A 12,948-nucleotide genomic window follows, 5' to 3' on the forward strand; every position below is an offset into this window, starting at 1 on the left:
CATGATTATTGAACATGTGCATTTGAGTATAAAGCCTGGGCAAAGTGAAGCATTTCTTAAAGCATTCGAGCAGGCAAAACATATTGTTTATCTAATGGAGGGCTTCAATGCTGTCCAACTCATTAGACATGCAACTGACCCACATCATTATATTCTAATGATCTCTTGGGATGAGATTGAATATCATACCGAAGGGTTTAGAAAGTCTGAAGCTTATCAGGAATGGAAGAAATTGCTTCATCCATTTTATGATCCAATGCCGACGGTTGAGTACTACGAGCCCTGCATTTTATTAAAGAAAAAATAATAGATAAAAAAAGAGAGCGTTAAGCTCTCTTTTTTTTATTCTCGAATTCTTTTAGTTTTTTTTAATGGGTAACTTAAGTTTTAACTCACTGAATAAAACACCTAACACCACTAAAGCACCGCCCAAAAGAGCAATAACTGGTAATCGCTCACCTGCGATTCGGCCAATAACTCCTGCCCAAACAGGCTCTCCTGCATAAATAATCGCAGCACGTGAAGGATCAACCATACGCTGAGCCCAATTCATCACAAATTGAATCAGTGCACTTGCTAAACCTAATGTAACAGCAAGGAGTACAAGCGGCCATGAAAATGCTGGAATCGTATGCTCGCCCACCACAGGCATAACTGCAAACGAAAGTAGAGACGCGACAGCAAGTTGAATAATGGTTACACGGCGCAAATTTACCTTTCCAGCAAAGTAACTAATAAAAATAATTTCTAAAGCAATCGCAACTGAGCCAAGTACTGTTAAAAGCTGCCCAAAACTTAATGAAATTTGCTCAAAACCATTACCTGTTAATAAAACAAGACCAGCAAAGGCCAAAGCTGCTCCCACCCAAGTCATGACATGTGGCATCTTTCTAAAGATGAGCCACATTAAAATAGGAACAAGTGGAACATAAAGCGCCGTTAAGAAAGCTGACTCACTACTCGGAATGGTTTGCAGGCCAATCGTTTGAGTTCCATAACCGCCTACAATCACTACACCAATTGCGGTACCAGCACCTAAGTCTTTTAACGTAACGCCTTTCATGCTCTTGAATGAAATAAGCAATAACGTTAGCGCTGCTACAGCAAAGCGGCAGCCTACAAAAAACATAGGCGATGTAAAATTCAGTGCATATTGCACTGTAAGAAATGTTCCGCCCCAAATCATAGTAATCAAAACGAGTGCTAACTGAGGGGCTTTGCTTGAACTCAAAGAAATTGGTGGCATACTCAAAATTAAAATAAATTGTGCAATATACTGCACATATTGCGCTATTCTTCAGTTTTGTGCAATATATTGCTCAAATTTTCTTTACTACCTATTCTATGAGCCAGTCGAGTACCGTTTTACAGCATGTCGGCACAAATATCCGTTCACTAAGAGATGAGCGTGGTTTAAGCCAACAGGAATTGGCAGATCAGGCGGGTGTAAGTAGACGTACCATTGCTGCTTTAGAAACAGGACAAGTCAATATCAGCTTGGCTAAACTCGACGCGATTGCGATAGTGTTGGGGGTAGACTTTAGAACGATTGTGAGCGCACCCGAGCATAAAGAACAAGCCTTGGTTAATGTACTTGCTTGGCAGGGTGAAAAAGAGCAAAGCAAAGCAACATTACTGGCTTCAGTTCCATCCCATAGCCAAGTTGAGCTTTGGACATGGTCACTGGCAGTAGGGGAATCTTATATTGCTGAAGCAGACCCAGAAGGGTGGCAAGAACTGATTTATGTATTAGAAGGTGAGCTAACGATACAATTTGCAGATAGCTCAAAAACTATAGCTGCTGGCTCTTCAATTATATATGCTAGTTCAGTAACTTATACGTATGTGAATAGCGGTAATCAAATACTTAAATTCATTCGTAATGTGGTGTATTAACTTTAAAATCTTTTTTAAAACTATATGAAGTATTCGGTTTTATATCTTGCATTTATCTTATTTAAAAAGTTGTAAGTTTAGTTTTAAACAAAAAACATGAAGAACAATAAATAAGACAAGTTATGATATTTCTTGTGTAATGAAATTATTTTTAAATCGTTTTAACAGAAAAAAGATAGAGAAATGAAGTTTTTATTAAGTTCGCAAGATATTCAGAACTATAAATTTATCTGGAATATTTCTAAAGAAAATTATAAGAAACAAAGAAGTAGTATGTTTCTTATGTTTTTATTAGTGGTATTTGCAGCATTTTTTACGACTTTATTACCATACTTGCTAAAAATTATTATCGATTATTCTGCACACGAATATAACTTTTTACTCAATATTCAACTCCCATTTAATTTTTTATATCTACTTGTACTTGCCTACGCGACCGCATGGTTAGTCAATGAGTTATGCCATTGGACGCAAAATATTTTTGGGGCTTATTTGATGGTCGATTTCAAAGGATCATTAATTTCTGCAGGCTTAAAAAATTATTTAAATCTTAAAAAAGATGCACAAGATCAAATCGAGGCTGGAACAGTAATGAGTGATCTTGAAAGAGGAAGTACTGCTTTTGGTGAGATTAATTTAACGTTAACTTTTTATTTAGGACCAATTATTTTCCAATTGGTAATGATTTTTGCGGTTTTGTTTACAACCATTAGTTTACTTTTCAGTATTAGCTTTTTATTGGTCGCTATTATTATTTTTATCGTTTCCTTTTATATAAATAAAAGAAGTAGTTCACTATTCGATGCTATGTATGAAAAAGACAATTTAGTGAATAGTCATTTAATACATCAAATATCTAACTCCTATGAAATTAAAGTAAAAAATGCAGTGCCGTTTCAGTTATCGAAATTTAATGACACTCTAAATTTATATATCACAACTGCAAAAGATAGGAATAAGAAAATAGGATTATTGATGATTTCTCAGTTGTTTATGATCTTTCTATTCTTACTTATTTTTATGTTATTTACCGTATTTCTTTCAACTGATAAGCAATTGACAGCTGGGGCTTTCGTATTGATAAGTACTTATATTATTCAACTCACCAATCCATTTTTGGCTGTTTCGCAAAGTTTGATGCGGTTAAATGGTAACTTTGTGGCCTTAGCAAAATACCGACAGTATTTTAATCTCAAGAAAGAGCAATATACGTCGTCTACCATTAAACATTCCGAAGTCATATTTCAATTTATAAATGCCAAATTTTCGTTAGGAAAAAGAGCAGTAGACCATTTTAATTTAACAATTTTGGCTAATAAAACGTATGTCGTGATTGGTCAAACAGGGCTAGGTAAAACTTCTCTGATGAATTATTTAATGGGGGTATATCAGATTCAGTCAGGGCAGCTTTTTTATAAAAATGTCGATATCAGTCATAACTTTTCTAAGCATATTTTTGATGAAGTGGTCTATGTTGCTCAGCAACCTGTTATTTTCCCTTATTCTTTAAGAGAAAATCTGGTTTATAACTCTCAGTATATATATGAAGATTCTTACTTAATTCAGATGCTTGAGCAGTTTAAACTATCGCATATTTTGAAAAAGCATCATTTAACGCTCGATGATGATCTAACTGAAATTTATAAGAATTTTTCAGGGGGAGAAAAGCAAAGAATTTGTATCCTTCGAGGTCTTTTAGCACGCCCACAACTCATCATATTAGATGAACCGACCGCAGCTTTAGATGTAGATACTGCAAAAGATATACTTGCATATATTCAGCAAGTTGTTCCGTCCGTGATTATGATTACGCATTCACCTTATGCAATGGAGATTGCAGATGAGGTGATTGATTTAGAAAAGTTATTAAATTAAAGATTATTAAGTAATAAAAAAGAGCCTAAACAGGCTCTTTTTTTACATCTTAAAAATTAAAGACGGTTTTCATCTAACAGAAGCTGAGCTTCACGAAGATTTAAAGTACCTTCATAAATTGCACGACCTGTGATTGCACCTAAAATGCCCGGTTTGCCTTTTAAGTTACGAACGTCATCAAGGTTAGTTACGCCACCTGAAGCAATCACTGGTAAGCCTGAGTATTGAGCCAAGTTTACAGTCTGCTCAACGTTTACCCCTTGCATCATGCCGTCACGCGCAATGTCTGTATAAACAATGCTAGACACGCCTGCATCTGCAAAACGTTTTGCTAAATCAGTTGCTTTAACATCAGTAACGTTTGCCCAGCCGTCAGTTGCAACCATACCATTCATGGCATCAATACCAACAATGATGTGGCCAGCAAAGCGCTTACAAGCTTCTTCTACAAATTCAGGCTCTTGAACTGCTTTAGTACCAATAATGACAAAAGTCACACCAGCTTCTAAATAGTGTTCAATCGTTTCTAATGAGCGAATACCACCACCAATTTGAATTGGTAATTCTGGCTGAGCTTTAGCAATTGCTTCAACAACAGGTTTATGAATTGGAGTACCTGCGAAAGCGCCATTCAAATCAACCAAATGTAAACGACGTGCGCCTTCATTTACCCAATGCTGGGCAGTTGCAACTGGATCGTCAGAGAAAACGGTATCGTCTTCCATACGCCCTTGTTTTAAACGCACACATTTACCATCTTTCAGGTCAATTGCTGGAATGATTAGCATGCTTTCGCTCCTTGCTTCATCATGTTTATGAAATTGTGCACATCTTAGCAAAGTATTGATCAATCGCTAAGCCTTAGAAAAGACTTTTATAACTTTACGCGTGAAGTGCGGTTTGAATCGTTTGTGAAATGTGAGCTGGTAATAGGTTTTGTTTACGAAGCTCTAAAAACACTAGTAAGGCAGCATAGGCATCGGCAGAGGCATAACTGATTTGCTGTGGTGTAAGTGGCTTTTGTGCCCAATTTGATGTTCCGACTTTCTTTGACTTTGAAAGATACTGTCCAAACAACAGTGCTACGGCTTTTTGTACACCCATTTGCTGAGTAAAACCAAAGTGACTAAAACCTTTAGCAAGGTCAACGCAGCTTTCAAGCTCTATGCCTTTTTTATGAAAAATGTGCTTATCATTTTTAAGACCAAAGCCGGCTTTAATTTGCTGAGGGTTTGACAAAATAGGCTGCAAAAACTTTAAAGTCGATGAGTTTACATGAAATAAATAAGCTTTATGTTCAGTGGCAAGCTGAATCAGATGTGGACCTGTCGAAACTTCACCCACCCGAAAAGTCGGTTTAGATTCCGAATCAAATCCTAAAAAGATCGCTGCTTTTAATTCTTCTTCAATAGTTTTGCATTGCTCAGTATTTTCAATCACCACAATATTTTGGTGGTTAAGATTTTTAAAAGGTGGAAGCTGCTGAATAGAGGCTTTATCAAGGAGGGAAGGGACTTCGGACATATTTAACAGCGTACAAATAAATTGAGCTATTAGCTTTATATATGAATAAAGCCTAGAGAACTAGGCTTTATACGCGACTTTAAAAATTATTGAGACTGAGATGGCGACCCAATGATAACGCTTTCGCTTTTTTCAACATAGCCTTCATAGGTAGGAGCCATGATTGTGGCAACAATAGCAAAAATTACTGCAAGTGGAATAAGTGCAATATAAATCCAGCCTAAAACACGTTCCCAGCTTGGCGTTGGACGCTTCGGTCCATAATCATTAGGACCTTCAGTTCCTTTTGCACAGAATAAATAAATGGCAAGGCCAATATTCACGATGGGTACGAGCATGAGTAAAGATAACCAACCTGTATTATTACGGTCATGCAAACGGCGAATAGTAAATACGAAGCTAATATAAATACCGACGATATAGAGAATGGCAATGGAGACTAAGCCCGGCGCAGTAAAGCCTGGAGCGCCCTCATTTTGTGTAAGACCGAAAGTAAAAATAATAAGTAGAACAACAGCAGCGAGGGTTAAGGTAAATAGAAAGGTCCAAGCAGCATATGAGAGTCGTCCAAAACGACCATTCGCCTTAAAGGGTGAATCCTGCTGAAGTGATTGATTTTCAAAAGGTGAATTCATTGTGTTTATCCTGTTCATTTGGTTTTATTTAAAAGTATAAATATTCAATATTCTGTTGAATAAAATATCATTCTATAAATGATTGCTTATTATTATAAATAAAAAAAAAGATCAGGCCATCTAGACCTGATCTGTTTAAAGCTTTCGTGAAATTAAATATTCCATTCCACAAAGTTTTTAAGTAACTGCAATCCAGCAGTATGGCTTTTCTCTGGATGGAATTGAGTCGCAAATAAATTATCTTTGTGAATTGCTGTGCAGAAGTTCACGCCATATTCGCATGTTGCAGCTACAAGCTTTTCATCTTTCGGTTCAACATAGTAACTGTGTACAAAGTAGAAGCGAGCATCTTGTTCAATGTTGTTCCACATTGGATGGCTTGGGTCCATTTGGTGAACTTGGTTCCAGCCCATGTGTGGGACTTTCAAACCTTCCATTTGAGGGAAGTGCTTTACTACACCGTCAAAAATACCTAATGCGTCTACACCGCCATTTTCTTCAGAACTTTGTAGTAAGGCTTGCATGCCTACACAAATCGCAAGAACTGGCTTATTAAAAGCAGCATTGCGTACGACTTCATCAATACCTGCTTCACGCATGCCTTGCATACAGTCACGCATTGCCCCAACACCCGGGAAAACAATTTTGTCGGCTTGTGCAATTAATTTTGGGTCGTTAGTTACATCGACTGTAGCGCCCACATGCTCAAGTGCTTTAGCTGCTGAGTGTAGATTGCCCATGCCATAATCAAGTAACGCGATACGTGTCATTAGAGGCTACCTTTTGTCGATGCAATCGTGTTTTCAGCACGTGGATCAACTTCACATGCCATACGTAAAGCACGAGCTAGTGCTTTAAATACACTCTCGATTTGATGATGGCTGTTTTTACCTTTCAAGTTATCGATATGTAAGGTCATAAGCGCATGGTTTACGAAACCTTGGAAAAACTCGGAAAATAAATCCACATCAAAAGTACCAATACGTGCGCGAGTAAATGGAATATCCATAAATAAACCCGGACGACCAGATAAATCTACGACAACACGAGATAAAGCTTCGTCTAATGGTGCATAAAAGTGACCATAGCGTTTTAAACCTTTTTTATCACCTAAAGCTTGTGCAAAAGCTTGTCCAAGCGTGATACCGCAGTCTTCTACGGTATGATGATCATCAATCTCGAGGTCTCCATCACAATGAATATCGATATCAAATAAGCCATGTCGCTTGATTTGATCAATCATATGGTCTAAAAATGGAACTCCGGTGTTTAGTGTGCCTTGACCAGTACCATCGAGATTTAAGCGAACTCGAATTTTGGTTTCATTGGTATTTCTAACCACTTCACTGATACGTTGCGTCATGGACACGTTCCTCAAAAAAACGTCAAAAATGATTGGATGTTAACGACAATTTCGCTGTGACGAATTCGTGACAGCATCATAGTTTGCTCAGGAGGGTTAATCAATGCCTATTACCGTACATGCTTATAGTTCTCTAGATAATTCAGAGATTCGTGATCAGCTTGAGCGTTTGTATGATACAAGTCCGGAGTTTGGTGACGGGCACGATGCGATTGAACAACTTGAACAAGATTTACAGCAGTATACCACGCTATACACTGCGGAATTTAACACCAAAATTATAGGTGCAATATGGTCTTCAGGACAAGGTGAAAGCAAGGTTCTTGAATATATTGTTGTGCATCCTGCTAACCGTGGTCGTGGTGTCGCTGAGCGCTTAGTTGAAGAAGCTTGCCGTATAGAAGAATCAAATGGCGTTAAAACTTTTGAACCGGGATGTGGAGCTATCCATCGTTGTTTAGTACATATTGGTAAACTACATACCTAAAAGCCTATTTTTAATGTAACTGTGATTTAAAAATAATCACTTGTTACAAAAAATGCGGAAGTTACTTGACGTTAACTAATAAACATTGTTTAATACGCCCACTTCGGCGTGATAGCTCAGTAGGTAGAGCAACGGATTGAAAATCCGTGTGTCCCCAGTTCGATCCTGGGTCTCGCCACCATTATTTGTGTTTTCAATCCCTGATCCCATCAGGGATTTTTTTTAAGTATAAAAAATATCCATTTAAATCAGAAACTCAGGATAATTGTTGACTATTGTTCTGAGATGCGGCTTAATACAGGCCATCGGCGTGATAGCTCAGTAGGTAGAGCAACGGATTGAAAATCCGTGTGTCCCCAGTTCGATCCTGGGTCTCGCCACCATATTCGAAAAAGCCCCATACTTTAAAGTATGGGGCTTTTTTCATGTCTGCTGATTTAATAAAAAATATGAAGATCGTGCCTGTGTATAAATCTCATCTTATCCACAACTAAACAGGGTTATCCCCAATATTACCTTCACTTTCTAAAAAAGGCTCAACTGAAAACTTGTCTCTACTCGTGAGGACTATCATTAATGAGTCGTTTGCCTAAGCACACGGCTTCTACTTCGTCGTAACCGAGCTGTTCGTAAAAGTTCAATACATTCAAATTATCTTTACGCACCAATAATTGAAGTTTTGGGCAGCCACGAGCGATGAGGCGCTTCTCAAGTTGCTGTACAAGCGCTGTAGCGATGCCTAAGCGTTGTTGGTGGGGATGAACAGCCAAATAGTTAATCCAGCCTCTATGACCGTCGTAACCGCCCATGAGCGTACCAATGAGTTGCTCATCCTTAATAGCAACTAAAAATAAATCATCTTGTTGTGAAACTTTTCTGAAAATATCTGTTTCAGGACTATTCCAAGGGCGGGTGAGACCGCAGCTTTCCCATAAATTAACGACATCATCCAGATCTGCATTTGTAAATTGGCGAATAATGAACATGCGGATTTCTACTTTTTGTTTTGATGTGCTGAAAAGATAAAATAAAAATATGAGTTTGAGCAGTGTTTATTAATAATTTAAACAAATAAAAAAGCACCCCCGAAGGAGTGCTTGAATTAAACCAGTGATTTAAGCTGATTTTGCAACAGTTGCTGCTTGAAGCATTTGACCTGTTTCTTCGAAGTTTGCATGCCAAGACAATGCTTCACGAAGTAAGTGAGGAGTATGTCCACCTTTGGCACATGCACGATCAAAGTAGTCATTTAATGCATCACGATAAAGTGGGTGTACACAGTTGTCGATAATAGCGCGAGCGCGTTCACGAGGTGCTAAACCGCGTAAGTCTGCTAGACCTTGCTCCGTCACTAAAATATCAACGTCGTGTTCGCTGTGGTCAACGTGGCTCACCATTGGCACGATAGAGGAAATATCGCCGCCTTTAGCAATTGATTTAGTCACAAAGATCGCCAAGTGTGCGTTACGCGCGAAGTCACCTGAACCACCGATACCATTCATCATTTTCGTACCACATACGTGAGTTGAGTTCACATTACCGTAAATATCAAACTCAAGCGCAGTGTTAATGCCAATAATGCCTAAACGACGAACTAATTCAGGATGGTTAGAAATCTCTTGCGGACGCAGCACTAATTTGTCTTTGTAAGCTTCGATATTGCCAAAAACTTTTTCGCCACATTTCGCTGAAAGGGTAATTGAACTACCAGAAGCAAACTTCATTTTGCCTGCATCAATGAGTTCAAAAGTACAGTCTTGTAGTACTTCTGAGTACATGATCAGGTCTTCAAAATCAGAATCTTTTAAACCTGTTAATACAGCATTCGCAATAGAGCCAATTCCTGCTTGTAATGGACCAAGGTTTTTCGGTAAACGACCTTCTGCAACTTCTTTGTTAAAGAAAGCAATTAAGTGGTTTGCAATACCTTGAGTCTCATCATCTGGAGGAGTAACTGTTGATGGTGAGTCATGCGTATCGTTAAATACAATACCTACAATTTTTGCAGGATCGATTTGAATTGCTGTTGTACCAATACGCTCATCCACTTTTGTTAATGGAATTGGAGTACGTGTTGGACGGTAAGTCGGAATGTAGATGTCGTGCAAACCTTCAAAGCTTTCGCTTAAAGATGTATTGATTTCAACAATCACTTTTTCGGCAAAAATAGCAAAACTTGCTGAGTTACCTACAGAGGTAGTCGGGATAATGCCGCCATCTTCAGTAATTGCAATTGCTTCAATTACTGCAACGTCTGGACGTTTCAATTGTTGGTTGCGCATTTGCTCAACAGTTTCTGATAAGTGTTGATCAATGAACATGACTTCGCCGTTGTTAATTGCGCGGCGTAAAGTGTTGTCTACCTGAAAAGGCATGCGACGAGATAAAACACCTGCTTCCGTGAGTTGTTTGTCTAAGTCATTACCTAAGCTAGCACCCGTAATTAATGTGATTTTTAACGGATTTTTCTTTGCATGCTCTACAAGTGCCTGTGGAACAGCTTTAGCTTCACCGGCACGAGTAAAACCACTCATACCAACGGTCATTCCATTTTCGATGAATTGCGCAGCTTGTTCAGCACTGATGACCTTGTCATGAAGAGAAGCTAGGCGAATACGACTTAAAGACATTGGACATCCTCAATATTGTCAAAACATACGGGATTTTAGCTATGAAAAAATGAAAAGTGCATAGGTGTTAGGCTAAGGTCTAATTTTTTAAATAAATGTAGGTATAATTTATTTTTATGATTTATATTTTATTGATTTTAAATATTTTTTATAAAATTTAAAATGACGCTTTAAATGATCATTCGATCAAATTAAAAGCGCTCACTTAAAGTTTGTTTAATTTTTTCTAACGGATTTGTCGTAGTATTTTCTTCAGCCGCTGGTTTTGGGATAGGTAACGAAATAATAACTTCTAAACCACCTTGTTCACGGTTGTGAATTTGAATCTCACCTTGATGAATATCGACAATACGTTTAACAATTGCAAGGCCTAAACCACTACCTTGAATTGTTCTAGCAGCGTTACCTCTAACAAAAGGTTGCATTAATTCTTCAATTTGGTCCTCGGGAATGCCTTCACCATTGTCGGCCACCGTAATCAAAATATGTTCATTTTCAACTTTTGCACTGAGTTCGATTGGCTCTGCACCATAACGCTTTGCGTTATTAATTAGGTTGGCAATGAGACGTTTTAGTGAGAGGCTACGTGCAGGAATAATCGGTACATCTTGCATCTCGAAACGAATATCAAGCGGTTTAAACTGAACAATTAATTCTTGCAATAACATATTGATATTGGTGTCTTTTAATTCTTCATCCGAACCGTCGCGCATATACGAGATGAACTGATTTAAAATCGCATCCATATCATCTACGTCATAAACCAAGCCTTCACGAAAAAACTCATCAGGCAACATTTCTGCCGTTAAACGAATACGTGTAAGGGGCGTGCGCAAATCATGTGAAATACCGGCCAACATAATCCGTCGTTCACGCTCGGTTTGATCAAGCGTATATACCATGCGATTAAAGGCTTGGTTTACTTGGCGAATTTCTAGTGGACCATGATTGGTATCTAGGTAAGGCGCTGTTCCTGACTTACTATATTCATTGGCAGCATTTTGCAAACGACGCAAAGGGCGGTTCATTTGTCGAACCAAAATCAAAATAATGATGGCTGAGGCTAAAGGAACACCCACAACCCAACCAATTAATAGTTCAGGGCTATAGTTTGCATATGTTTTTAGAGGTTCACGGACCCAATTACCATGCATTTCAGGAGTTTGAATCCAAATACGAGGACTTGGTTTAAATTGGAAGTAAACCGTAACATCCTTAGTGCCAATCTCATTGGCTAGTTTCTGCTCAACGTGATTAGTAAAAAACTCGGCAATAACTTTATCGCGGACACTAGGATATTCTTTAGGGTCGGTTATGTATTCAATACCAACCCGATTACGTAACCAGGTATCGATATCAACTTCGTTATTACCATGTAAAATACGAATATTAGGGTTATTGACCAGTTCTAGTTCAACAGCCAGATAACGGGCATGTTGTTGAATTTCTGGTAAATAGAGAGTGCGCCAAAAAAACCACAATGACATAAACAGGCTAAAGAACACCACCAGCAGTACCAAAATAGTGGTACGCATGGCAGCAGAACGTGGCTTAATTTTGTCGAGAAAACGTTCCCACCTCGTCCGTTTACGCTCTGAGTACGTAACGTAATCGGTAAAGTTTTGTGGTGGAATTGGCTCTAGAGTCACTCTATTTTATCTCAAACTTATTCAGCACCGTCTGGAACAAACACATAACCCACGCCCCACACAGTTTGGATGTAGCGCGCACGTGCTGGATTATCTTCAATCAGACGACGTAGACGAGATACCTGAACATCAATAGAACGTTCCATTGCACCCCATTCACGACCACGAGCCAAGTTCATGAGTTTGTCACGTGTTAATGGTTCGCGTGGATGCTGTACCAAAGCCTTCAATACCGCAAACTCACCTGTAGTCAATGTAACGATTTGACCTTCACGAGTAAGCGTACGTGTAGATAGATCTAAAGACCATGGGCCGAAACTAACTACTTCAACTTGTTGGCTTGGAGCACCTGGAACTTCACGAACTTGACGACGTAATACTGCGCGAATACGTGCTAGAAGCTCATTAGGGTTAAATGGTTTTGGTAAATAGTCATCTGCACCAGCTTCAAGACCAGCAATACGGTCAGAGTCACTGCCACGAGCAGTTAACATGATAATAGGAGTATCAATGTTTGACTGACGTAAGCGTCGGCAAATACTTAAACCATCTTCAACGGGTAACATGAAATCGAGAACGATAAGAGAAAATAACTCACGTTGTAATAAACGATCCATTTGCGAAGCGTCGTGGGCAGTTTTTACAACAAAGCCTTTATCTTCTAAAAAGCGTTGCAAGAGGGTACGTAAACGCACATCGTCATCGACTACTAAAATGCGCTCGACACGATCCGTTTCGTTATGTACGGTTTCAGGATGTTCAGCAGGTACAACTAAACTCATGATGTACTCCCTTTTAAAGTCATAATTTATATATTATTGGGGCGCTCAGGCTTATTGCCAGCAAGCCCTCAGTATAATGCCGATGTTCTTGTTAAGACTATGTATCA

General features: G+C 38.7%; 13 protein-coding genes, 2 tRNA genes and 2 pseudogenes. 6 read left to right on the forward strand and 11 right to left on the reverse strand.

The window, feature by feature from the left end:
• The first annotated feature begins 1 nt into the window (after window position 1).
• On the forward strand, window positions 2-307 hold the full coding sequence (locus NE363_RS01250) for an antibiotic biosynthesis monooxygenase family protein (RefSeq protein WP_445535683.1): 306 nt from the start codon (window positions 2-4) through the stop codon (window positions 305-307).
• A gap of 35 nt (window positions 308-342) precedes the next feature.
• Here NE363_RS01250 and NE363_RS01255 read toward each other — a convergent pair.
• Window positions 343-1,246: pseudogene (locus tag NE363_RS01255) on the reverse strand (DMT family transporter).
• Window positions 1,247-1,344: 98 nt separating this feature from the next.
• Here NE363_RS01255 and NE363_RS01260 point away from each other — a divergent pair.
• Entirely contained in the window at window positions 1,345-1,896 is a 552-nt protein-coding gene (locus tag NE363_RS01260; protein ID WP_445536348.1) for a helix-turn-helix domain-containing protein, read from the forward strand.
• 183 nt (window positions 1,897-2,079) lie between these two features.
• On the forward strand, window positions 2,080-3,771 hold the full coding sequence (locus NE363_RS01265) for an ATP-binding cassette domain-containing protein (protein ID WP_445535684.1): 1,692 nt from the start codon (window positions 2,080-2,082) through the stop codon (window positions 3,769-3,771).
• 56 nt (window positions 3,772-3,827) lie between these two features.
• On the opposite strand, the gene hisA is transcribed toward NE363_RS01265, so the two are convergent.
• The 5 genes from hisA to hisB all read right to left on the reverse strand — a co-directional run bounded on the left by hisA (window position 3,828) and on the right by hisB (window position 7,293).
• On the reverse strand, window positions 3,828-4,559 hold the full coding sequence (gene hisA, locus NE363_RS01270; protein ID WP_002052186.1) for a 1-(5-phosphoribosyl)-5-[(5-phosphoribosylamino)methylideneamino]imidazole-4-carboxamide isomerase: 732 nt from the start codon (window positions 4,557-4,559) through the stop codon (window positions 3,828-3,830).
• Window positions 4,560-4,653: 94 nt separating this feature from the next.
• Window positions 4,654-5,295 (reverse strand): 3'-5' exonuclease, encoded by a 642-nt coding sequence (locus NE363_RS01275; protein WP_445535685.1) that lies wholly within the window; start codon window positions 5,293-5,295, stop codon window positions 4,654-4,656.
• Between the two features lie 86 nt (window positions 5,296-5,381).
• Entirely contained in the window at window positions 5,382-5,930 is a 549-nt protein-coding gene (locus tag NE363_RS01280) for a DUF805 domain-containing protein (RefSeq protein WP_445535686.1), read from the reverse strand.
• Between the two features lie 152 nt (window positions 5,931-6,082).
• Window positions 6,083-6,700 carry an imidazole glycerol phosphate synthase subunit HisH gene (hisH, locus tag NE363_RS01285; protein WP_039251058.1) on the reverse strand — a complete coding sequence of 206 codons (618 nt, stop codon included), beginning with the start codon at window positions 6,698-6,700 and terminating at the stop codon, window positions 6,083-6,085.
• A complete protein-coding gene (hisB, locus tag NE363_RS01290; protein ID WP_002116767.1) occupies window positions 6,700-7,293 on the reverse strand; it encodes an imidazoleglycerol-phosphate dehydratase HisB in 594 nt (197 codons plus the stop codon). The genes hisH and hisB overlap by 1 nt, the downstream gene beginning before the upstream one ends.
• A 103-nt stretch (window positions 7,294-7,396) precedes the next feature.
• Between hisB and NE363_RS01295 the strand changes: the two genes are divergently transcribed.
• The 3 genes from NE363_RS01295 to NE363_RS01305 all read left to right on the forward strand — a co-directional run bounded on the left by NE363_RS01295 (window position 7,397) and on the right by NE363_RS01305 (window position 8,163).
• Window positions 7,397-7,780: a GNAT family N-acetyltransferase gene (locus NE363_RS01295; protein WP_445535687.1), complete on the forward strand. Its 384-nt coding sequence runs from the start codon at window positions 7,397-7,399 to the stop codon at window positions 7,778-7,780.
• 105 nt (window positions 7,781-7,885) lie between these two features.
• Window positions 7,886-7,961: transfer RNA gene (locus tag NE363_RS01300), tRNA-Phe, on the forward strand.
• Between the two features lie 126 nt (window positions 7,962-8,087).
• Window positions 8,088-8,163 (forward strand) — tRNA-Phe (locus tag NE363_RS01305).
• Window positions 8,164-8,334: 171 nt separating this feature from the next.
• On the opposite strand, the gene NE363_RS01310 is transcribed toward NE363_RS01305, so the two are convergent.
• The 5 genes and pseudogenes from NE363_RS01310 to ompR form a co-directional block, all read right to left on the reverse strand.
• Window positions 8,335-8,766 (reverse strand): GNAT family acetyltransferase, encoded by a 432-nt coding sequence (locus NE363_RS01310; RefSeq protein WP_039251061.1) that lies wholly within the window; start codon window positions 8,764-8,766, stop codon window positions 8,335-8,337.
• 129 nt (window positions 8,767-8,895) lie between these two features.
• Entirely contained in the window at window positions 8,896-10,410 is a 1,515-nt protein-coding gene (locus NE363_RS01315) for an acetyl-CoA hydrolase/transferase family protein (protein ID WP_445535688.1), read from the reverse strand.
• 35 nt (window positions 10,411-10,445) lie between these two features.
• Window positions 10,446-10,538, reverse strand: a pseudogene (locus NE363_RS01320) (hypothetical protein); the annotation flags it as partial.
• Window positions 10,539-10,601: 63 nt separating this feature from the next.
• A complete protein-coding gene (locus tag NE363_RS01325; protein WP_019458448.1) occupies window positions 10,602-12,059 on the reverse strand; it encodes an ATP-binding protein in 1,458 nt (485 codons plus the stop codon).
• 17 nt (window positions 12,060-12,076) lie between these two features.
• Entirely contained in the window at window positions 12,077-12,841 is a 765-nt protein-coding gene (gene ompR / locus NE363_RS01330) for an osmolarity response regulator transcription factor OmpR (RefSeq protein WP_000060753.1), read from the reverse strand.
• Between the last annotated feature and the right edge of the window lie 107 nt (window positions 12,842-12,948).

Source organism: Acinetobacter sp. G18, from assembly GCF_052660225.1.